The sequence below is a fragment of the Shewanella sp. 8A genome, from assembly GCF_023475945.1.
Classification (GTDB): domain Bacteria; phylum Pseudomonadota; class Gammaproteobacteria; order Enterobacterales; family Shewanellaceae; genus Shewanella; species Shewanella xiamenensis.
Genome location: NZ_JAMDJP010000033.1, coordinates 1 through 22,728 on the forward strand (window position 1 = coordinate 1; position 22,728 = coordinate 22,728).

Below are 22,728 nucleotides of genomic sequence, written 5' to 3' on the forward strand. Positions count from 1 at the left end.
TGGTCCCACCTGATCCCATCCCGAACTCAGAAGTGAAACGCAATCGCGCCGATGGTAGTGTGGGGTCTCCCCATGTGAGAGTAGGTCATCGCCAAGCGCCTAATTAAACAACGAAGCCAGCTGAATAAGCTGGCTTTTTTGTTTTTAGTGTTTTCAATTTCAACGTTCTATTCTTCACAATACTTCTCTAAGTATCTTTAATTTTTCGCTTCATACGGAATATAAACAGAGAGCCCCTCATTGCTCCGTTTTCTTCATTCTCCAACACCTTTAGCATCATTCATTTAAATGGCTGCTTGGTCTAAATACTTTAGTGCATTGAGACCCCTTTGACTTTTGTCCTTATAGGACTAATCAGTAAATTTAAAGCTTGTACTCTTCGTATGCTCGTTTAAGGGGGAGTCAGAACCTTATTGTCAGCCCATGTTTGCTTTTGGTTTCATCTTGGCTGGTATCTTCATTTCGTCATTACTCCTCAATAAAAATTTCTGCTTTGCCGTTTCATTAACGAATATTCATTTTATCGGTCGTTCACTAAGGATCCCTCAGACACTTGCTGCTGATCTTATGTAAATTGGTCTTACCAATTTACATTCGTCGATTAAATTTGTTATCAATGCAGATGTTGTGTGGTTGTTAATTTAAAACGCGAATGTTGGTTAAGGTCGAAGGAGGTAGGGCAGTGAAAGGGGAGTTAACGCAACAGTTATTAGACGCTGTTGGCATCATGTTATTGGGGATGGGGCTGGTCTATTTATTTTTAAGTGTATTGATATTAGCTGTGAATCTGGTTGCTAAGTGGTGTCGTGAAGAGCACAAAGCAGTAGAACCGTTAAAGGTCAATGATGCGAGCTCAACTGGAGCTGCAAGCACTTTAGATCCTAAATTGGTGGCTGCGATTAGCTTAGCCGTCCAGCAGTATCGTTCTCAGGCTCAATAATGGAGCGCCATATGAACCGAGTAAATTCGATTGTGGCGTCTAAGCCATTACAGTTAACCGATGTCGTCTTGAGGGATGCACATCAGTCTATTTTAGCGACGCGTTTACGCCTCGATGACATGCTTCCGATTGCACCTTTGCTTGATAAAGTCGGTTTTTGGTCGCTGGAGTCTTGGGGCGGAGCGACCTTTGATGCTTGCATCCGTTATCTGGGTGAGGATCCTTGGGACAGGATCCGCGAGCTGAAAAAGGTCATGCCCAATACGCCTCAGCAAATGTTATTGCGCGGACAAAATCTATTGGGTTATCGCCATTATGCCGATGATTTAGTGACACGTTTTGTCGAACGTGCGCATGCCAATGGTGTCGATGTCTTCCGTATCTTTGATGCGATGAATGATGTGCGTAACCTAGAGATGGCAGTTAAAGCGGTGCGTGATGTCGGTGGGCACGCGCAAGGCACAATTTCTTATACAACTAGCCCTGTTCATTCGGTTGATACTTGGGTTGATATGGCAAAGCGTCTTGAGGACATGGGCTGCCATTCGCTGTGTATTAAAGATATGGCGGGCTTACTCAAGCCTATGGAAGCTTTTGAGCTTATCAGTCGTCTAAAATCACAAACTCAACTCATACTATCTCTGCATAGTCACGCGACTACAGGGCTGAGCACGGCGACCTATCAAAAGGCTATTGAGGCGGGAGTCGATGTGCTCGATACCGCCATTTCTTCCATGAGTCAAACCTATGGCCATACCGCAACTGAAACGGTAGTCGCTATGGTGGAAGATACTGAACGTGCAACAGGCTATGATCTTGTATTACTTGAGGAGATTGCCGCTTATTTTCGTGAGGTTCGCAAAAAATACGCCAAATTCGAAGGTGCGCTAAAGGGGATTGATCCCCGCATTCTACGTGCTCAAGTCCCTGGCGGCATGCTGACAAATATGGAGAGTCAACTCAAAGAGCAAGGTGCACTAGATAAGATGGATGCGGTGCTGGAGGAGATCCCTCGGGTACGCCAAGATTTAGGTTTTCTGCCTTTGGTCACGCCAACCTCGCAGATTGTCGGCTCACAGGCGGTTATCAACGTACTGATGGGACAAAGATACCAATCGTTGACGAAAGAGACTGAAGGCGTGCTAAGGGGCGAATATGGTGCTACGCCAGCGCCAGTGAATTCAGAGTTGCAGGCAAGAGTGCTCAATGGGCAGGTGGCGATCACCTGTCGTCCTGCGGATTTACTCGTACCAGAGTTAGACAAGTTGCGTGCAGAGTTATTATCAAAGGCGCAGGATCAAGGGATTAGTCTCGTCTTAGAGAGTAAGGAAAAGCCTTCGGACGATGATTTACTCATTTATGCGCTCTTCCCACAGATTGGCTTACAGTTTTTAAAGCACCGTCACGATCCAACCGCCTTTGAGCCAAACCCTGAACTTGCGCCAATCTTACCAGCTACGCCGCGTGAGGCCGAAACCTATACCGTCACGGTTGAGGGGCAAACTTATGTGGTTGAGGTTGCCGAGGGCGGCGAAATTAGTCAGATCCAACCTCAAGGACAGGTAGCTTCGCAGCTTAATTATACCCCTACTTCTCATTTAAACAGTGCTCCATTGGCTCAATCCGCCGAGATTAAGCTGAAGATGAGTGCGCCGCTATCGGGCAATATCTTTAAAGTGCATGTGGGGATTGGCGACAAGGTTTGCGCCGGCGATGTGGTGATCATCCTTGAGGCGATGAAAATGGAGACAGAGATCCGCGCTCAGGGGGATGGTGTTATTACCCATCTCTTTGTGAAAGAAGGCGATTCAGTTGTCGTGGGTTCTCAATTATTGGCCTTAGCCTAGGAGTCTATATGGATGGTTTACTGGCGTTTTGGGCCGAAACGGGCATAGCCCATTTTACCGCAGGGCAAGTCTTAATGATGGCCGTTGGCATGTTGCTGTTATACCTCGCTATCGTGCGTGGATTTGAGCCTTTGTTGCTGTTGCCTATTGGCTTTGGTGCAGTGCTGGCGAATATTCCCAACGCGGGCTTTACCGAAGAGGGGGGAATACTCTACTACGTCTATCATGTGGGGATTGAAACCGGCGTTTTTCCACTGCTGATCTTTATGGGGGTCGGAGCACTGACAGATTTTAGTGTGCTGATCGCCAACCCAAAAACCTTATTACTCGGCGCGGCGGCGCAGTTTGGGATCTTTGCGACCTTAATTGGCGCTATAGCGCTGAATTTGGTGCCAGGCTTTGAATTTACTATGCAGGATGCCGCCGCCATTGCCATTATCGGTGGCGCGGATGGACCGACAGCAATTTTCCTCGCCTCAAAGCTTGCGCCTGAGTTACTGGGAGCGATTGCTGTGGCGGCTTATTCCTATATGGCGTTGGTGCCTATTATTCAGCCGCCGATCATGCGTTTACTCACAACCCAAGCGGAGCGTGAGATAAAAATGGAGCAGCTACGGGAAGTCAGTAAAAAGGAGCGGATTATTTTTCCGCTGATGGTATTAGGCTTAACCATTCTGTTTTTACCCGCGGCAACGCCACTGGTAGGGATGTTTTGCATGGGTAACTTAATGCGCGAATCGGGCGTAGTGGATCGGCTCTCAAAAACAGCACAGAACGAGCTGATTAATATCGTGACGATTTTTTTGGGCTTAGCTGTCGGCTCTAAATTATCGGCCGAGCAGTTTTTGCGGGTAGAAACCTTGGGGATCTTAGTACTTGGTGCCCTTGCTTTTGGTATAGGTACTGCCGCAGGAGTGTTGATGGCAAAACTGATGTGTAAGTTATCCGGCGGTAAGGTTAATCCGCTGATTGGGGCGGCAGGAGTATCGGCTGTGCCTATGGCTGCAAGGGTAGTGAATAAAGTGGGATTAGAGGCTAATCAGCATAACTTTCTATTAATGCATGCTATGGGACCGAACGTTGCTGGCGTGCTAGGTTCTGCGGTCGCTGCAGGGATACTACTTGCCGTACTCGGCTAATAGAATAAAACGAAAAATATAGTATTAACCCATAGTGTAAGGTTATCGCGCCTGCTAAAGCGAGTGGGATACATCAAAAGGCCAACTCGGGCGTGTTGACGTTTCAGGGTTATTTTTGCAGCAATTTGGTTGGCGTTTATGCAAGGCAAAGTCCGTGCAGTGTAGTTATTCTACATAAACGGACGATAACGCAGCAGAAACGTCAGCCAAATGCTGCCCGAAGGGTTCGTCTGGCAAGCCCTTGCTCTTACTTTCTGTCATAAGAGCCGCTCGTCATTTGAGTAGAATAACTACACATCATTCCTCGTTTCGCGAGCACGTGCTTGCCAGAACGAACAAAATTTAATCTCGAAACGTCAACCACGCTCTAAATACATAGATGTGTTGGTCGGCCTTATATTTACACGATATAAATAGGCTGGAGCCCTAGGCTACAGCGTGCCATGTGCTAAACCATGGCAGGCTTATGCACCGATTCATTAACCTGTCATTTTCAACGGTGAAGCTTAAGAGAAACTTAGCTATTGTCCGGAATAAAATTTATATAATCATGTTGAAAATAGAGGTTTTTTTATTTTATATAAATGATAGGCTAGTAAAAAGTGTGCGCAATAGCACACTTTTTACCGCGTTAATGGAGACGAGATAATGGGCAATGATGATCTTTCAGCGTGTTTAAATGGTGAATATGTCGTTCTAGAGCCTTTGTCGTTATCCCATGTGGCGGCACTTAGCTTAGCGGTCACCGATGGTGAACTGTGGCGTTTATGGTTTACCAGTGTGCCTGAGCCGAGTGAGATGAAAGCTTATGTAATGAAAGCCTTAGCTGAAAAATCCCGTGGGGAAAGTTTTCCCTTTGCGGTGCGAGACAAAGTTTCTGGTGAGATTGTAGGTTGTACGCGCATTTGCCATTGGGAGCGTGAACACCGCCATTTAGAGATTGGTTACACTTGGTATGCTAAGCGCGCCCAGCGCACAGGTATTAATACCGAGGCTAAATTGCTACTACTCACCTTTGCCTTCGAAACCCTTGAGGCCATTGCGGTGGAGTTTAGAACCCATTGGCACAATCAAGCTTCGCGCCAAGCCATCGCTCGTTTAGGAGCCAAGCAAGATGGGGTTTTACGGAATAATAAAATTCTTAAGGATGGCACCATTCGGGACACTGTGGTTTATTCCATTATTGATTCTGAGTGGGCGACGGTGAAACATCATTTAATCTTTCGCTTACAACAGCGACTGGTAGTGTAAGGAATGATGGATGCGTATCGCGCATATCTAATATGAGTAGATATAGCTTGATAAGACGTCAATATGGATATGGACTTAAGGTTGGTTAAGCCGATGGCAAATAGAATCATTCAAGCTAATGAGTCCCACAGTCATGATATTGCTCCTTTATTTAATGAGTATCGGCAGTTTTATGGCTGTAAGGATGATGTAGAGGCAGGTGAGCTGTTTATCCGAACTCGTTTGCATGAAGGGTCATCGGTGATTTTTTTTGCGCGCTCACCTCAAGGTTTAGGCTTGGGGTTTGTGCAGTTATGTCCCAGTTTTTCATCCCTTAATTTAGCGCCGATTTTTATTCTGAATGATGTATTTGTCACGCAGCATGCGCGATGTGTCGGGCTAGGTCGGGCGCTGGTACAACGGGCAGCAGACTATGCTCGTAGCCAAGGAGCACGTTATTTAGTGCTCGAAACCCAAAAAGAGAATTTACGCGCCCAAGGGCTTTATGAAGCACTTGGGTTTGTGCGCGATCAACAATTTGTAACCTATGAACTTGAGCTAAATCCTTAGCTTAAGTCGCTTACTCTTAATTACTAATAAAAAGGACAATATCAATGTTAAAAGCTTTTGCTATTGCAGGTCTTATGCTGACGATGAGCCACAGCGTGTTTGCGGATGAAGCCCAACAGGCTCTGGCTAAAGAAGCCATAGAATGTGCAGCCTATTATCAAATTAGCTCTGAAGCGATTGGCGCCATGAATGCCCCACAAATGCAAGCGGTGGGTGAACGCTTAAAAGCGTCTAAAGTTGAAGCCGAAAATCTGGCGAAGAAATACCAGTCAGAAGCCGAGGTGACCCAAGCCGTTGCCGATGCCAAAGCTCGTCAAATACAAAGCCTGGGTGGCTCTAGTAATCTCGGGGTATTGATGGGGAAATATAAAGAAGAGTGTAAAAACTTACTGGCTGATCCTCAAAAGCGTCTCGATTACTGGACAATGGCAACCATGTAACGTGGTTACTATGACTGACGTAAAAACCACCTTCGGGTGGTTTTTAGTTTTTAGCATGCATTGCGATAAGGAGCGAAGAGGTTGAGCATCCACTCGATAAATGCTTGCACTTTTAACGGCAAGCTTGGGGATTTAGGTGTGAGTAGGTAATAAACGTATGGGCTGGTAAACGGTGCATGAAAGGGGATGACTAAACTGCCATTAGCTAATTGTTCTTCAATAAAAAAGCGTGGGATCAGCGCCGCGCCCATGCCACTGGCAGCTGCCTGACTCAACATGTAAAAATGCTCCACGCCAAAGGTTTGCTCTTGCGTGAGTGTTAAGCCTACCTTTTCAGCCCAATAATCCCAAAGTTCTGGGCGAGTGGTGTGTTTGAGTAAGGTGACATGATTAATATCCTCAATACATTTCAGTTTTGGGGCCAATGACGGCGCACAAACTAAGCACAGATCTTCATCCATGAGTTTGATGTAATTCACTCCCTTGGGCAGCTTGGTACTACTGCGGATCGCGATGTCGTAGCGCCCTTGGCTGAAGTCAACGGCAAAGTCACCTATCGAGAGATCCACATATAAATGTGGATAACGCGACTTAAATTGCTCCATACGAGGGATTAACCAGTTGATGGTTAAACTTGGTAATACATTGATGGCTAAGGTTTGTGGCCGAGAACCTTGGCTACGCAAATCGGCGGTGGCGCTCGATAGGGTTTGCAGCGCCGCTTGTACGTGGGGGAAGTAACGCTTGGCTTCGTCAGTGAGTTCGACTTTTTTATGTAGCCTAACAAAGAGGGCGAAACCTAAAAAATCTTCTAATACCCTGATTTGTTTACTGATTGCGCCATGGGTGACGTGCAGTTCTTTGCTCGCCAGCGTCATACTCTGTAAGCGAGCAGCAGACTCGAATGCCCGCAATGCATTGAGCGGTGGCAAGCTAGTAAACATATTCATATCCAAATCAAGGTGTTTAACAAACGGTTTAGTGTGAGCTTTGCTCACGCTAGCGCGACAATAACTCCTTTGCATTTATAAGGCAAACGCAGTCTAATGCGAAGCCTTAGCTCCTATAACTCAATTATAAAAATCATGGAATTTGAATTAACTCTACAAGTTGCAGCATTACTGTTTGGCGTGGCTATGGTAGCGGGCTTTATCGACTCTATTGCTGGAGGTGGGGGATTACTGACCATTCCTGCGTTAATGTGGGCTGGGTTACCGCCAGCGGTCGCCCTTGGCACTAACAAGTTACAGGCCTGCGGTGGCAGCTTTTTTGCGAGCTTGTACTTTGTTCGTAAGGGATTGGTTGATCTCAAAACTGTCAAACTCGCGCTGTTTTGTGCCTTTGTCGGTGCGGCGTTAGGTACAGTGTTGGTGCAGTTAGTGGATACCAAAATCCTTGAGTTAGTATTGCCGTTTTTAATCCTCGCCATTGGTTGCTACTTTTTGTTCTCGAAAAAGATTTCGGAAGATGATCGCCACCAAGTCTTAACCCCTACCGCCTTTGCTTTTACTGCCGCGTTAGGTGTGGGCTTGTATGATGGCTTTTTTGGTCCGGGGACTGGCAGCTTTTTTGCGTTGGCGTTTGTTACCCTTGCGGGTTTTGGCCTCGCTAAAGCGACGGCTCACGCAAAGGTGCTGAATTTTTCGACCAATATTGCCTCGCTGATTTTTTTCGCCCTTGGCGGAAAAGTCATTTGGTTACTCGGCTTAGTGATGTTAGCGGGCCAAGCCATTGGGGCAACCTTAGGATCACGTTTAGTGGTCACTAAGGGCACAAAGATCATTAAGCCCTTAGTAGTGACCATGTCACTGGCCATGAGTGTGAAATTGCTCGCCAGCCAATACCAACTGTTTTGATGATGATTTTGGTACGGATCAACTTTCTTCAAGCTGAGCACTGACCTTATTTGCGCTAATGGTGATCTGTTAGCGCAGTCTTCGACCTCTTTGCTGTAAATCTCTCCACTCCCATTGTATTGACTATACTCAGCGGCATTTTTTAGGATAACCTAGCATTTTTTAAAGTGTTTTTAGGGTTTATTGGCGAGTCATTGGGCGAGGTTATCCGACAAGCAGCTTTGACAAATAACTTAACGACAAGCATTCCGCGCCATAGCGTTGGCTTAGCATCCATTAAGGTTTAGCAATAATGCGATTTATTCACACCTCAGACTGGCATATTGGCCGTCAGTTACATAATCAATCATTACTGGATGATCAGGCCTATGTACTTGATCAAATTGTTGCATTGGCGCAGCAGCACAGTGTTGATGCGGTGATTATTGCGGGGGACATTTACGATAGATCGATTCCACCCGCCAGTGCCGTCGCTTTGCTTAATGATGTGCTTAATCGCCTTATTAACCAATTGGGTATACAAGTGCTGATGATTGCTGGCAATCACGATGGCCATGAGCGTTTGGGATTTGCTGCTAAACAAATGGCTGCCAGTGGTTTACATATTATTGGGCCGCTACAGGCCGAATTAGTGCCTACTCGTTTAACCAGTGCCAGTGGCGACGCTTACTTTTATCCGCTGCCTTACGCTGAACCTGCTACCGTGCGCCAAGTGTTTGAAACTGATGCCAAAGGCCTTAGCGTATCGAGCCATGAAGAGGCGATGGCGTTATTGCTAGAACAGGTCCGCTCCCATGATAGCCAAGGTTTACCTAAAGTGGTGGTGAGTCATTGCTTTTTGGATGGTGGCAGCGAGTCTGAATCCGAACGGCCATTAAGTATCGGCGGCGCGGATAAAATTTCCCCACGGCTGTTTAGTGACTTTAACTATGTCGCCCTAGGGCATTTACATGGTCCGCAATATAAAGGCTGCGAACAGATACGTTACTCCGGCTCAATCCTAAAGTATTCCTTTAGTGAGCAACACCAGCATAAGTCTGTCACCTTAGTGGATATCGCTGCGCAATCTCCCGCTCAAATCCAACTCTTACCCTTAACTGCGCTACGTGATGTGCGGATTATTGAAGGGGAATTGGCAAAGTTGCTAGAAGCAGGGAAAACCGATACCAGTCGTGAGGATTATCTGATGGTGAGACTTCTCGATAAGCACGCCATTTTAGATGCCATGGGCAAACTGCGCAGTGTTTATCCCAATGTGCTGCATTTAGAACGCACCGGATTGATGGCGGGCGATCAGGCGGTGGTGCTCAATCGAGATCATATAAAAAAAGGTGAAATGGCCATGTTCCGTGACTTTTTTGCCCAAGTCTCGGGGGATGAATTAACGCCGGCGCAGCAGGCGGTGATGGAGGATATCCTAACCCAGCTTCATCGAGACGAACTTGAACGCAGCGAAACACATCGTGACGTAAAAGAGGAGCAGGCAGAATGAAGCCACTACAACTTTCCATGTCGGCTTTTGGCCCGTTTGCTTCGACTCAGACCATTGATTTTACTGAACTTGGTGATAATCCGTTATTTTTGATCAACGGGCCAACTGGCGCGGGTAAAACGACTCTGCTCGATGGTATCTGCTTTGCGTTGTATGGAAAAACCACCGGCAATGAGCGTGAAGGCAGCCAAATGCGCTGCGATATGGCCGATGATAATCTGCTTACTGAAGTGACCTTTAGTTTTAAATTGGGTAACACTGCTTATCGTATTCGCCGAGTGCCCGAACAGGACAGACTCAAAAAGAATGGCGAGGGTTCGACAGTCCAAAAGAGCGAGGCGCAGCTGTTTAAGATCGCTCCCGATGGTACTGAAACCCTATTAGTCGCCAGTAAAGTCTCAGATGCAACGGCTGAAATTGAAGCGTTAACGGGCTTAGACGTAGAACAATTTCGTCAGGTTATGGTGCTGCCACAGGGGAAGTTTCGTGAATTACTCATGGCTGACTCCAAGGCGCGTGAGCAAATTTTTAGTCAATTATTTCAAACCCATATCTATAAACGTATTGAAGATATCTTAAAGGCGAAGGCGGCCGATATCCGCGGCTTGGTTAAAGAGCAGCGTGCGCGTCGCGATGGCATTCTACAAACCGCGGAGCTAGCGAGTGACGACGAGCTTGCCGCTGAATTTAGTCGAATAGAACCCGAATTGGCGGCCGCTATCGCCGCGAAAGAACGTAGCACGGCGGCGCATCTACAGGCGTTAAAACAGCATGACAGTGCGCAGCAACGGTTTGCTGAATTTGCTCGTTTAAGTGAATTAGAATCCCAAGCCACTTTGCTTCATGAACAGCAAGCTGATATTGCAGCGCAAACGGCTCGCCTGAATGTGGCAAAACAAGCGCAGCGTCTTAAGCCCTTATTGGATAATGCGTTATCGAGGGAGCAGGAAGCGACAATTGCTAATGATCAGCGCAGCCATGCCCAGATGGTACTTGAAGCGGCAAAGCTTGCGCTTGCCAAAGCTGAGATCGAAGCGCAGGAACTTATTCCCCTTGAACAACAGCTGCGCGATTTTGATCAACAACATAATCAACTCAGCACGTTAGTACCGCAGTTGGCAGAATTTTCTAGCCTTGAACAAGCTTTATCGCAGGCAAAAGAGATACTGCAACAAACCAAAGAGCAGGGGCAAGAGACTAAGACGGCGCTTGTAAGCTTAGTTGATCAGCGCAGCACCTATGAAAATCAATTGCCAGCATTACAACAGCAAAGTGAGCGTCAACTCGCGACCGCACAAGCCTTGCAGCAACAGCGCCACTTACTTGAGTTGTTCAAACAATGGCAACAAATCTGCGCCAAAGTTGCACAAACCGAAGAGGCGCTTATACAAGCAGGATTACAAGGAAAGATGCTGAACGCGCAGCATCAGGCAGCGCTAAGTGACTATAAGTCTTTACAGCTCAACTGGTTTCAAGGTCAAGCAGCCATTTTAGCGAGGGAACTCAAACTCGATGAACCCTGCCCAGTTTGCGGCAGTATCGAGCATCCTCATCCTGCAACCAGTCATGATCATTTACCAACGGACGCACAGCTGCAAGCTGCGCAGGATGCCGAGGTGAATGCACTCGAACAGCTCAGCAAAGCGAGGGCAGAGTATCGGGGGCTACAAAAACAGTTAGAAGCACAGCAGTCGCAGGCAAATGAACTGGCCTCCTCGCTGGGGGATACGGTTGAGTCCCCACTTGAATCGCATGTCCATCGGCTTGAGGAATTAACACACCAAGCAAAACAAGCTGAAGTCGCCACCCAAGCATTGCAGCAGTTACAGCAGCAAATCAAAGCGTTGCAGCAGCAAGAGTTAGTATTGACGCAACAATTAGAGCTTGAGCGTGAGCGCTATCATCAACAAGAAGGTGAAGTGGCGCGTCTATCCGTTCAATTAGCGGAAAAGGCGCTTCGGATCCCTGACGAATACCGCTCGCTTACTGCGTTAAATCAAGCGATTAATAATAATCAACGGCAGCTTGAGAACACTCGTGAGCAGATTCATGCTCTTAGAAACTCACTAAAGCAGGCATCTGAGCATTGTGTGGCGGCGCAAACGGCGCTAGGGGCTGCGATACAACGCTGCCATAGCGCAGATGAGCAGCAGGCTTTGGCTTTGGGCGAGCTTAACTCACAACTGCATTTAGCGGGTTTTACTGATAGGGACGCATTAAGGGCGGCATTATCAGCCGATGAACAAATTCAAGCGTTGGGCGAGCGTATTGAAACCTATCATCGACAGTGCGCCTTAAATCAATCACAGCTTGATCAGCTAAGAACTGAGCTTAGTGATGTCAGCGTGCCCGACCTTGATGCCCTAGAAGCCATGCTTGCAGAAAAGCACCAACAACTTAATCTCGCTGAAGCTACATGGAGCCAACTTAATACACGGTTCTCTTTGCTTAAACAAACTCAAATACAGCTCAGTATTGTCGATCAAAAAGCGAAAGCCCTTGAGGGTGAATACGCCATTATTGGCACCTTGGCCGATGTGGCCAATGGCAATACCGGCAACAAGATTTCTCTGCAACGTTTTGTATTAAGCGTATTACTCGATGATGTTTTACTCGCAGCAACTCAGAGATTACACCTGATGAGTAAAGGTCGTTATCGATTACTGCGTAAAGAAGACAGAGCGAAGGGAAATAAGGCATCAGGGCTTGAGCTTGAAGTCGAAGATGCTTACACCGCAAAAGTGCGTCCCGTGGCGACCTTAAGTGGTGGGGAGAGTTTTATGGCAGCTTTATCTATGGCGCTGGGTTTATCAGACGTGGTGCAAGCCTACGCCGGTGGGATAAAACTTGATACGTTATTTATCGACGAAGGTTTTGGCAGCCTAGATCAGGATTCCCTTGAACTTGCCATCCGTACCTTAATGGATTTGCAATCTGCGGGTAGGATGATCGGCGTGATATCTCATGTTTCTGAGATGAAAGAGCAGATAAACACTCGAATAGATCTGTTGAAAACCTCCCATGGGAGCGAAATCAAGGTGATTTTGCCTTAGTGTCAGTTAAAGGGATTAATTGTTTATTTAACTTATTGTTTTTATTGTGATGGAAGACATTATTTTGTGCTGTTTAACATCTGGATACAGAACGCACAATTGATTTAAAGTGCCAACTGACGCATGTTTTTGGGAAATAGTGCTGTTAAAGTGCAAAATAGCGTTTGTCATAATCGGTTTTTTGGGATAAGTTGGGAAAATTCGGGCTTCCCTAGGCGGGACTGGTTCAAAAATATAACGCAAAAACGATAACAAAAGGTGAAAGCGTTGCAGACAGGCAAACCCAATTTGGCTAATTTTCCGCAAATTCGTTTGCAGAATTTATCTTCAGCCCATAAAAATATTCTCCTCGTAGGTGGTTTATTGATCGGTGCGGCGATGTTAATGCCGAATGCTAATCATGTCGTACCCACAGCACAACGAATTCCCGTAGCTCTCGACATTGAAACTGTTTTACCGCAAGTTTCTGAGCCTGTTGACTCTACCACTGTTATTGACAATACCCCTGATTTTGAGCGTGTTATTGCCTCCGGTGATACTCTAAGCGCTTTATTCTCTAAGGCGGGTGTTGACCAGCTAACGATGTATAAAGTACTAGAGGCCGATTTAAATATTTTGGCACTCGATACCTTACTGCCTGGGAACCGGATTCAGTTTTGGCTCGATAATGATGGCCAACTGCAAAAGTTGGAGCTTTATTTTAACGCCGCACGCCAAGTCGTATTTACTCGTTATGAAGATGGTAGCTTCAACGTTGAAGAAATTAACGTTGAAGGCGTTTGGCAAAACCGCATTATTACTGGTGATATTAAAGGCTCATTTTACGTATCGGCTCAAAAAATGGGCTTAGCGGCAGCTGATATTCAGCGGATTGAAGATTTACTCAAAGAAAAAGTGAATTTTGCACGGGATTTACATGCAGGAGATAAATTTTCTGTTTTGGTAAATGATCAATATGTTGAAGGTGAAGCAACTGGTAGCAGCCAAATATTAGGCGTTAGTATTAAAACTGGGCGTTCAGAAATCAGTGCCTTTCAGCATACCGATGGCAGTTATTATGATGCAAAAGGGCGCAGTTTAGTGCGTGCTTTCCAGCGTATTCCATTGGCTAAACAGCCTCGCATGAGTTCACGTTTTAACCCTGCTCGTAAACATCCGATCACTGGCCGTATTTCCCCCCATAATGGTACTGATTTTTCTGTCCCTATTGGTACTAAGGTTATAGCGCCTGGTGATGGCGTGGTGAGTTTAGTAACGGATCACCAATTTGCAGGTAAATATATTGTGATTGAACATGGTGGTAAATATAGCACCCGTTATTTACACCTTTCAAAGGCATTAGTGCGTAAAGGCCAGAGAGTCACACGTGGCCAAGTGATTGCTTTATCTGGTAATACTGGGCGTTCAACTGGTCCGCATTTACATTATGAATTCCATGTGAACGGTAAACCCGTCGATCCAATGAAAGCCGATATTCCTATGGCAAGCCAATTAGCAAACCAAGAATTGCGTAGCTTTACGAATATGGTCAATAGTCGTCAGTCGTTGATGAATTTAGGTTAATTCATTTTCGTTTGTCCCGTTCTGAGTATAAAAACGCCGATGAATACTGATTCATCGGCGTTTTTATTTCTATTGAGTGTGCCTCAGCAACTAAATGATTTGAGTGGTGTATTTGTCAGGCTTTTTGTTGGGTTTGTTGTTTAGCTGCATATGCTTGGATAAGACTGCTTGCTTAAATTTGATTAAATTTCGCCCTTGTTATCGGTATTTAAAATAATAAATCGAGCCACTTTAGGCTTTAGTGAGCGTACAGGTATTGATTGAATGACGTGTGAATAGCGAAGATAGCTAGCAGAAAATATCTAACCACTCTTACTTTGAGATATCTTCAAATTTATTTAATCAAGATCGATAAACAATATTAACTTGCCTGGCGTTTCTGCATCGCTTTTAACGCACATTTACATAGACGCCCCTTTAATGCAGGACATCCTCCACAGGGAGACTTTTTATAAGGACGAAGTGCAAAGCTTCGCTCTGTCGGTAAGGGGGAAATACGTTTGATGGCTGCAAAGGATAAAAATTGTGCATCATTTGCGGCATTAAAATGCGCTTTGGCTAATTTTAATTGCTGCTTACGGGCTGCTTTATCAAGATCTTGAATGTGTTGTTTGGTAATATACTCAGCCAATAATTGATTTAAGTGCTTGCGTTGTGCTTTTTTACTTTTGGCCGCAGTCGTCTGTTTTATTGGTTCCGCTGAGAAAGATGATTTTGCAGCATAGTTAACTGATGCCGCATAGGATAATGTTGCCTGTTGCTTTTGCAGTTTCTTGGCTTGTTTCTTACACCATTTTTCTAGCTTTCTACCAATATTTTGCGTTTTCATACAGCCTAAGTACGTGACAGATAATACATGACTATTCTAAATGAAAACTATTATCAGTCAACTCTTGGGGCAATAAAAATAAGTACTCAAACTGAGTCTATTGAGTGCGCGATATAAGGGGATTGATTGGCATCAATACAGGTCAGCAGTAAGCGCAGATCAAATTCAAATTGGTGGTAATCTGGTTCCATATAAGTACACAGATTATAAAAAGCTTTATTGTGATCCTTCTCTTTTAGGTGGGCGAGTTCGTGCACCACTACCATTCGTAACAAAGGTTCAGGTACACGTTTTAAGCGAGAAGATATACGAATTTCATTCTTCGCTTTGATTTTGTTACCTTGCACTCTAGAGACGTAGGAATGTAAGCCAAGTGCATGATGACTCATGCTAATTTTGTCATCAAAGATCACTTTCGATAGGGGAGAGGATTGGCGTAAAAACTGATTTTTTATCCCTTGGGTATAGTCGTAGAGGGCTTTATCGCTGCGGATCTGATGAATGTGCGGATGACGGCGAAGCAATACTTCCCCAAGCTTGCCACTTTGTAAAAGCTGTTCAACTTGGCGTTGGATATCTAGGCTATAACCACTGACATATTTTAGGTTTTGCATGATGCTTGCGACATGTAAGAGGCTTGGCGCTAAGTGATAGCGCCAAGCAAGAGCACTTAAGCTTTACCAAAAATATGGCGATTTTGCTGAGCGTAGGCAGCCTCAAAGGCGGGTTGTTGGAAGCGTTTCAGATCTAAGCTATCAAAGTCTACCTGAGGTGGATTGCGCTTATTTTGTTCCTTGATCGCCACTGGAGATAGCAAGGTTACAGGCAGCTCGCCTAATTGAATTGCGGCTTCGAGTTTGAAGCTAGTAGCAGAACCAGCCAGTTTGCCTTTTTGCTCACGCTCAATAATTACAATTTCATCGATCTTATAATCTTCCATCAACTTATGGAAAGCAAAGTGAAACTCACGAATTGCCTCCGTCGATGCCGACTGTGCAATGCTAAAAGACACTTTACGGCAGCTGGGTACGTTGAAGGTTTCACCTTCGTAACTGAGCAGACTGATGATGGCTTCGCCACCTTTTAATTCAACACCACAAATTCGCATGTTACACCTTTAACTATTTCAAATTACTTATGTATCGCCGGAAAAATCGCTCCAGCGAGTCACTCATTTTGAGCGCTCAAGTTTCACGGACTTGAGCTATCTTTTGCGTTATTTTTAGATCTCGTAGTCATTATCTTGTAGCAGTTGTGCCGCAGGTTTTTTGCGCATTGGCGCATCACCGACATCAATACCCGTGATAAAGCGTTTATCACGGGATGGCGCTGCTTTAACAAGGTGCGACTTAGGTTTAGATTTGGCTTTGGTGTTTGCCTTTACCACACCTTTAGTCGCGACGGACTTTGGCTTATCTTTTAAACCACTAAATTTAGCTTCAAGCCCTTTAATTACACTGATTTCGAAGGTTTTTCTTAAAAAAAGTTGTACTTTTTTAAAGTTATCCCAATCCTTAGGACCAACTAAGGAGATTGCGTCACCTTTGGCGCCCGCGCGGCCAGTGCGGCCAATGCGATGAACATATTCTTCGGCAAATTTGGGCATGTCGAAGTTAATGACTAAGGATACATTCAGTAAGTCTAAACCACGGGATGCCACATCTGTGGTCACCAATATTTGCTGCTGACCACGGGCAAATTGGTCCATGATCTGGTTACGCGCCGTTTGTTTTAACTCACCACTTAAGGCGGCGGTTGCAAAACCTTGAGCCGAGAGCTTAGCGGCTAACCGCTCTGTATCAGCACGGGTGGCGGTAAAAATAATCACTTGCTTGTGCGATTCATCCGTCAGTAAACGACTGAGTAGGGCTTCTTTATGATCTAAATGATCACACAGATAAATTCGCTGCGAAATATCCTGATGTTCACTGTGGGCCGTGCCGATTGCCACATGTAATGGATTTTTAAGTAATGCCGCCGCAATCTCATTGATTTCACTATGATCTAAGGTTGCTGAAAACATTAAGGTCTGACGACGTTTATGATCGGCCGCCTCGTTGATAGCTTTTAACTGTGGCGCAAAGCCTAAATCCAACATACGGTCGGCTTCGTCCAAAACTAACAACTCTAATCCATTGAGGAATAAGTTTTTTTGTTCTAAGTGATCAGCGATTCGGCCTGGCGTTGCCACAATAAAATGCGGCTCTTTTGCCAGCGCTTTAGCCTGATCGTTAAAGTTTTCACCGCCCAATATACTAATCGCTTTATATTGGGTATTGGCCACCAATAAGCGTAACTGACTGTACACCTGATGGGCTAATTCGCGGGTCGGTAATAAAATTAATACTCTAGGGTCGCGCTTACTGAGGGCGCGAGTGGAGATAACCCTTTGCAATGCGGGCAGCAAAAATGCCAAGGTCTTACCTGACCCAGTCTTTGATGATGCCATTAAATCTTTACCTGCCAATGCGATAGGTAATGCTTGTTCCTGGATGGCGGTTGGGGTTGCAATCCCCATGTGCTTTAAGCTTTGTAACAGACGCTGGTCCAGAGAAAAATCAGTAAACTGCAAAGGTATATCCCCTAAATCTGAGTGAGGGCAGATTATAGCGCTAAATCACTATGGTCAGCTATCTTGATTGGGCATAATCTTGCGTAATCATCTAAATAGCCACTTATTTGCTTGGCTTGTGTCACGCTCGATATTTGCCCCGAGTGCTATGTTTAGCCAAATTGGCTATGAACTTACAGGATATCAAGCGACGATGTGGTTACTCTCTGCCCTTGAGTATGGCAAGGGGATAAGGCCGAGCGTAAACCATATAAATGTATCTAATGACTGGCTAGCATAACGGTTTATGTTGTCTAATGATTGACAACACTTTGGCTGGAATTTAGCTTTTTCACGTCATAGCGCTTCTTTAAATCATCGATTTATTAAGGGAATTTAGTATGAGTAAGGGGACAACTCCGACGATCGGTATTGCCTTAGGCAGTGGTGCAGCCAAAGGTTGGGCGCATATTGGCGTACTCAATGGACTCGCCGCCATGGGAATTAAACCCGATAAGGTCGCTGGATGCTCAATCGGCGCCCTTGTTGGCGCTGCTTATGCTCATAATCATTTAGCGGAACTTGAAGAGTGGGTGCGCAGCTTCTCTAGTTGGGATGTGTTGGGACTGATGGACATTCGTTGGCGTAAAGGTGGGCTAATTGGCGGCGAAAAAGTATTCGATGTGCTGCAATCGCGGATTGGTGATATCAATATCGAGGATTTAGAGCGTCCCTTTGCGGCCATTGCTACGGATCTGTATTCAGGTCAGGAAATCTGGTTTCGCCATGGTGATTTACGCCAAGCCGTACGGGCCTCTTGCTCTATGCCTGGGATATTAGCGCCTGTCCGTCAAGGTGAGCGTTGGTTGGTGGATGGTGCAGTTGTTAATCCTGTCCCCGTTTCGGTGAGCCGTGCTATGGGGGTAGATATTGTCATTGCCGTTGATTTACAAGGTTTTCATACCGGTCGATTACAAGTTTTACCCGTTAATATGACCAGCCATCGGGCATCTAAAGATGAAACCCAAATGCCCGCGCGCCAAGAAACGGGTTTTATGGATTTATTCGCCCGCGGGCGAGAATATGTCGGTAGCTTAACCGATAAGTTTTCCCTAGGGACTAAATCTAATCCCGGTATGATTGCGGTGATGTCCCAGTCGATGAGTATTTTAGAGCAGCGGCATAAACGGGCGCGTTTAATGGGTGACCCTCCCGATATCTGTGTTGTACCCGAAGTCGCGAATATCGGCACCATGGAGTTCCACCGAGCAGCTGAAGCCATTGCAGCAGGTGAAGCTGCCGTGGCAAAAGTGGCACATTTAATTGAAGCTGCGATCTGGAAAGGCTAAAAATGTCAGGATGAATTTATCTGTTAATTACGATGTGACACTACTTACTGCTTGATTGGCTTAGTTTTTGCTTTAACACCATTAATCAGTATTAGACGCCGAATTATTGACGATGAATTCTCTTTTAAATGCCCTTAATCTAAATCGTAGCAGTGCCGCTGAAGCTTATGGCCTGAATAGCAAAAAGACGGAGACAGGTAAAACTGAATCGAGTACGGAGTCAAACTCCTCAGCCAAAGAACCCCCTAAGGTTGATACTAAACCGAGTGAGGAGATAGCGCTGTCACCACGGGCACTGCGAGCACAAAAAATTCAGGCCATGTCGAAAGACTTTTTTGCTGATGGCAAATTTAGTGTGGCTGAGATACCCGCTTTAGTCTCGCGGTTACAAAAAGACGGTATTCTTTCCGATGCACAGGTGGAACGGCTCTCGCAAAACGGCATTAGTTTGCCAAGCCAAAGTACCAATAAGCAGTCTTTGCAGGATTTTATCGATGATGAGCTAAAGTCTTTGGCTGAAAAATCGCCTAATAGCCCGATGATCAACACGTTAGTAGATGCTAAAAATGTGTTAAAAAACATGGATGATGCCCAGTCGCCAGTGCTGGCACAAAAGGCGACTAAAGTGTTTGGTCAATTAACGGATTATTTGAATAGCAACCCCACCATGAGCGATAGTCAAAAACAGTTATGGCAGGGACTTAAATCAACGATGCAGGTGGCTTCATCCATGGGGATGCAGCAATCGGCGTTGGGACAATTGAGCAGTTATCTTGCCTTAGCTAAGCGCTAGTCTTATTTACAATATTCTTTCAAAAACAATAGACTTTGGCTTTTGGGTCAGAGTCTTTTGTCATTATTAGCGCCATTTCCTGCGTCTACTATCTTGCTTTAGCATCAAGGTCAAGGCCTAAAACTGAGATCATTGGGTTTGGCAGCAGTTCTTATTTGTTCTTTTTATCCATCCGATAAATCATGATCTGGATCATGGAATTTTAGGTGTCGATGCCGCTTAATTGCCTACATATTGTGTTGATAGATTATTTAATCACTATATATAGTGTTAATTTTAATCGGGATGGAGAGGAATTAAACAATGCCAGTCGTGATCAAGCGGGATGGTTGCCGCACACCTTTTGATGAAACAAGGATAAGAGATGCAGTGGTCGCTGCTGCAAACTCGGTTGGGATAGAGGACGCAGATTATGCCGCGACGGTAGCCGCTTGTGTGAGAGAACGAGTGGCGAATATGGCAGAAGTTGAAATCCACCATCTACAGGATGCGGTTGAAAACCTATTGATGGAAGGCCCTTATAAATCATTGGCACGGGTCTATATTGAATATCGTCACGACAGAGACATTTGCCGCGATGCTACCAGTAAGCTCAATCTTGAAATCCGTGGTTTAGTCGAGCAGAGCAATGCCGCACTGTTAAATGAAAACGCCAATAAAGACTCTAAAGTGATCCCAACTCAACGGGATCTGCTGGCGGGCATCGTGGCTAAACATTATGCCAAGAGCCATATTCTGCCTAAGGATGTGGTGGCTGCGCACGAAATCGGTGAGATCCACTATCACGATCTTGATTACTCGCCCTTTTTCCCGATGTTTAACTGTATGTTGATTGATTTGGCAGGCATGTTGACCCATGGCTTTAAGATGGGCAATGCCGAAATTGAGACCCCAAAATCGATCTCTACCGCTACGGCCGTGACGGCGCAAATTATTGCCCAAGTGGCAAGCCATATCTATGGCGGCACCACGATTAATCGTATTGATGAAGTGTTAGCGCCTTTTGTGGCCAAGAGTTATGACAAACATTATCAAGTGGCACTGAACTGGCAGATTAAAGATGCTAAAGCCTATGCCACTGCTCAGACTGAAAAAGAATGCCACGATGCTTTCCAATCCCTTGAATATGAGGTGAATACCTTACATACCGCTAATGGACAAACCCCGTTTGTGACCTTTGGTTTCGGTCTAGGTACTTCGTGGGAGTCGCGTTTAATTCAACAATCGATGCTGAAAGTACGCATGGCGGGGTTAGGTAAAAATCGTAAAACAGCGGTGTTCCCTAAATTGGTGTTTGCCATCCGTGATGGTATTAACCACAAAGTCGGTGATTGCAATTACGATGTAAAACAAATGGCCCTTAAATGCGCCAGTATGCGCATGTATCCAGATATTTTGAACTATGAGCAAGTGGAAAAAGTGACGGGTTCGTTTAAAACGCCTATGGGTTGCCGCAGCTTTTTAGGTTCCTATAAAGAAAATGGTGAACTCGTCCATGAAGGCCGCAATAACCTTGGCGTTGTTAGCTTAAACTTGCCACGTGTTGCGCTAGAAGCGAATGGCGATGAGGCTGAGTTCTACCGTATTCTGGATGAGCGGCTATTACTTGCCCGTCGCGCATTAGATACGCGTATCGAACGGTTAAACGGAGTGAAAGCCAGAGTTGCGCCGATTTTGTATATGGAAGGTGCCTGTGGCGTGCGCTTGCGTGCCGATGATGATATCGCCCAAATCTTTAAAAATGGTCGGGCATCGATTTCATTAGGTTATATCGGTTTACATGAAACCATTAATGCGCTCTATGGCACTGAAACCCATGTGTTTGATGATGCTAAGCTTCGTGAAAAAGCGGTGGCGATTGTTGCGCACCTTAAAGCGGCTACCGACGCATGGAAGGCCGAAACGGGTTATGGATTCAGCCTGTATAGCACCCCAAGTGAGAGTCTCTGCAGTCGTTTTTGTAAGCTCGATGCGCGCCAGTTTGGTGTGGTTGCGGGGGTAACCGATAAGGGCTATTACACCAATAGCTTCCATTTAGATGTGGAAAAGCACGTGAATCCTTACGATAAAATCGATTTTGAGCAGCCATATCCCGCCATCGCCAATGGTGGTTTTATTTGCTACGGCGAATATCCTAATATGCAGCACAATATTGAAGCGCTCGAAAATGTCTGGGATTACAGCTATAGCCGTGTACCTTACTACGGTACTAACACGCCGATTGACGAATGTTATGATTGTGGTTTTACCGGCGAATTTAGCTGTACTAGCAAAGGATTTACTTGCCCTAAATGCGGCAACCATGAGCCAAGTCGAGTGTCTGTTACGCGCCGTGTGTGTGGTTACTTAGGCAGTCCCGATGCCAGACCGTTCAACCATGGTAAGCAAGAAGAAGTGAAGCGTAGGATCAAACACTTGTAACATTTTTGCCTTGTTGTGTTTGTTACACTGATATCAGCACAGTCGCTTAGCATGGGACTGTGCTTTGATTTTTAGCCAGTCTGGCGCTCCTTGTATTTCGTATTGGACTTATACAATGAACTATCAGCAATATTATCCCGTTGATGTGGTCAACGGCCCAGGCACTCGGGCCACCTTATTTGTTTCAGGCTGTGAGCACCAATGCCGTGGTTGCTATAATCAAAGTACTTGGGATGTGCGCTCTGGCCATTTATTTGATAAGGCAATGGAAGATAATATCATCGCCGATTTGCAGGATACGCGGATCGTTCGCCGTGGCTTATCACTCTCTGGCGGCGATCCACTTTTACCCGCCAATCTTGAGGGGATTTTGGCGCTTGTTAAGCGCGTCAAAGCTGAATGTCCCGGTAAAGATATTTGGCTGTGGACGGGCTATGTATGGAATGAATTGAGCGATAAACAGCGTGCGGTGCTGGAATATGTAGATGTGCTGGTAGATGGCAAATTCGAGCAAAATCTTGCAGATCCGAGCCTTCCATATCGGGGTAGCAGTAATCAGGTGATCCGTTTCTTATAAAAGCGGTAACGAGGATCGCTAACTTGCTGTTATAATCCCACACCTTGACACAGTGACCCAGACAAACAGGCCAAAAAT

General features: G+C 45.6%; 19 protein-coding genes and 1 rRNA gene. 15 read left to right on the forward strand and 5 right to left on the reverse strand.

The window, feature by feature from the left end; all coding sequences use genetic code 11:
• The 7 genes from rrf to M0413_RS18870 form a co-directional block, all read left to right on the forward strand.
• Positions 1-97, forward strand: a 5S ribosomal RNA gene (gene rrf / locus M0413_RS18840); the annotation flags it as partial.
• A 555-nt stretch (positions 98-652) separates the two neighbouring features.
• A complete protein-coding gene (locus tag M0413_RS18845) occupies positions 653-940 on the forward strand; it encodes an OadG family protein (protein WP_249555270.1) in 288 nt (95 codons plus the stop codon).
• 11 nt (positions 941-951) lie between these two features.
• The gene (oadA, locus tag M0413_RS18850) at positions 952-2,787 is read left to right on the forward strand and encodes a sodium-extruding oxaloacetate decarboxylase subunit alpha (RefSeq protein WP_249555272.1); all 1,836 of its coding nucleotides are present in this window, start codon (positions 952-954) and stop codon (positions 2,785-2,787) included.
• An 8-nt stretch (positions 2,788-2,795) separates the two neighbouring features.
• Complete coding sequence (locus M0413_RS18855; RefSeq protein ID WP_249555274.1) at positions 2,796-3,926, forward strand: sodium ion-translocating decarboxylase subunit beta; 1,131 nt, start codon at positions 2,796-2,798, stop codon at positions 3,924-3,926.
• A gap of 648 nt (positions 3,927-4,574) precedes the next feature.
• Positions 4,575-5,177 (forward strand): GNAT family N-acetyltransferase, encoded by a 603-nt coding sequence (locus M0413_RS18860; protein ID WP_055647196.1) that lies wholly within the window; start codon positions 4,575-4,577, stop codon positions 5,175-5,177.
• Positions 5,178-5,270: 93 nt separating this feature from the next.
• A complete protein-coding gene (locus M0413_RS18865; RefSeq protein WP_249555276.1) occupies positions 5,271-5,726 on the forward strand; it encodes a GNAT family N-acetyltransferase in 456 nt (151 codons plus the stop codon).
• 44 nt (positions 5,727-5,770) lie between these two features.
• A complete protein-coding gene (locus M0413_RS18870; RefSeq protein ID WP_037419558.1) occupies positions 5,771-6,166 on the forward strand; it encodes a hypothetical protein in 396 nt (131 codons plus the stop codon).
• A 50-nt stretch (positions 6,167-6,216) separates the two neighbouring features.
• Here M0413_RS18870 and M0413_RS18875 read toward each other — a convergent pair whose 3' ends face one another.
• Positions 6,217-7,110, reverse strand: coding sequence for a LysR family transcriptional regulator (locus tag M0413_RS18875; RefSeq protein WP_172589362.1), 894 nt, complete (start codon positions 7,108-7,110; stop codon positions 6,217-6,219).
• A 141-nt stretch (positions 7,111-7,251) separates the two neighbouring features.
• Between M0413_RS18875 and M0413_RS18880 the strand changes: the two genes are divergently transcribed.
• The 4 genes from M0413_RS18880 to M0413_RS18895 all read left to right on the forward strand — a co-directional run bounded on the left by M0413_RS18880 (position 7,252) and on the right by M0413_RS18895 (position 14,130).
• Positions 7,252-8,022, forward strand: coding sequence for a TSUP family transporter (locus M0413_RS18880; protein WP_037419568.1), 771 nt, complete (start codon positions 7,252-7,254; stop codon positions 8,020-8,022).
• 292 nt (positions 8,023-8,314) lie between these two features.
• Positions 8,315-9,514 carry an exonuclease SbcCD subunit D gene (locus M0413_RS18885; RefSeq protein WP_249555278.1) on the forward strand — a complete coding sequence of 400 codons (1,200 nt, stop codon included), beginning with the start codon at positions 8,315-8,317 and terminating at the stop codon, positions 9,512-9,514.
• Positions 9,511-12,567 carry an SbcC/MukB-like Walker B domain-containing protein gene (locus tag M0413_RS18890; RefSeq protein ID WP_249555280.1) on the forward strand — a complete coding sequence of 1,019 codons (3,057 nt, stop codon included), beginning with the start codon at positions 9,511-9,513 and terminating at the stop codon, positions 12,565-12,567. The genes M0413_RS18885 and M0413_RS18890 overlap by 4 nt, the downstream gene beginning before the upstream one ends.
• A gap of 267 nt (positions 12,568-12,834) precedes the next feature.
• Positions 12,835-14,130 carry a peptidoglycan DD-metalloendopeptidase family protein gene (locus tag M0413_RS18895; protein ID WP_037419574.1) on the forward strand — a complete coding sequence of 432 codons (1,296 nt, stop codon included), beginning with the start codon at positions 12,835-12,837 and terminating at the stop codon, positions 14,128-14,130.
• A gap of 361 nt (positions 14,131-14,491) precedes the next feature.
• Here M0413_RS18895 and M0413_RS18900 read toward each other — a convergent pair whose 3' ends face one another.
• The 4 genes from M0413_RS18900 to M0413_RS18915 all read right to left on the reverse strand — a co-directional run bounded on the left by M0413_RS18900 (position 14,492) and on the right by M0413_RS18915 (position 17,531).
• Positions 14,492-14,959, reverse strand: coding sequence for a hypothetical protein (locus M0413_RS18900; RefSeq protein WP_037427304.1), 468 nt, complete (start codon positions 14,957-14,959; stop codon positions 14,492-14,494).
• 86 nt (positions 14,960-15,045) lie between these two features.
• Positions 15,046-15,573, reverse strand: coding sequence for a M48 metallopeptidase family protein (locus M0413_RS18905; protein ID WP_037419579.1), 528 nt, complete (start codon positions 15,571-15,573; stop codon positions 15,046-15,048).
• Positions 15,574-15,629: 56 nt separating this feature from the next.
• Positions 15,630-16,067, reverse strand: a complete 438-nt coding sequence (locus M0413_RS18910; RefSeq protein WP_037419582.1) for a DUF3010 family protein — start codon at positions 16,065-16,067, stop codon at positions 15,630-15,632.
• A 114-nt stretch (positions 16,068-16,181) separates the two neighbouring features.
• Positions 16,182-17,531, reverse strand: coding sequence for a DEAD/DEAH box helicase (locus M0413_RS18915; RefSeq protein WP_249555282.1), 1,350 nt, complete (start codon positions 17,529-17,531; stop codon positions 16,182-16,184).
• Positions 17,532-17,911: 380 nt separating this feature from the next.
• On the opposite strand from M0413_RS18915, the gene rssA reads away from it, so the two are divergent.
• The 4 genes from rssA to nrdG all read left to right on the forward strand — a co-directional run bounded on the left by rssA (position 17,912) and on the right by nrdG (position 22,650).
• Positions 17,912-18,859, forward strand: coding sequence for a patatin-like phospholipase RssA (rssA, locus tag M0413_RS18920; protein ID WP_037427298.1), 948 nt, complete (start codon positions 17,912-17,914; stop codon positions 18,857-18,859).
• 112 nt (positions 18,860-18,971) lie between these two features.
• A complete protein-coding gene (locus tag M0413_RS18925) occupies positions 18,972-19,652 on the forward strand; it encodes a hypothetical protein (protein ID WP_047537471.1) in 681 nt (226 codons plus the stop codon).
• A gap of 303 nt (positions 19,653-19,955) precedes the next feature.
• Positions 19,956-22,073, forward strand: a complete 2,118-nt coding sequence (gene nrdD, locus M0413_RS18930; RefSeq protein WP_037419596.1) for an anaerobic ribonucleoside-triphosphate reductase — start codon at positions 19,956-19,958, stop codon at positions 22,071-22,073.
• A 115-nt stretch (positions 22,074-22,188) separates the two neighbouring features.
• Positions 22,189-22,650, forward strand: coding sequence for an anaerobic ribonucleoside-triphosphate reductase-activating protein (gene nrdG / locus M0413_RS18935; RefSeq protein WP_047537477.1), 462 nt, complete (start codon positions 22,189-22,191; stop codon positions 22,648-22,650).
• Positions 22,651-22,728: the final 78 nt, after the last annotated feature.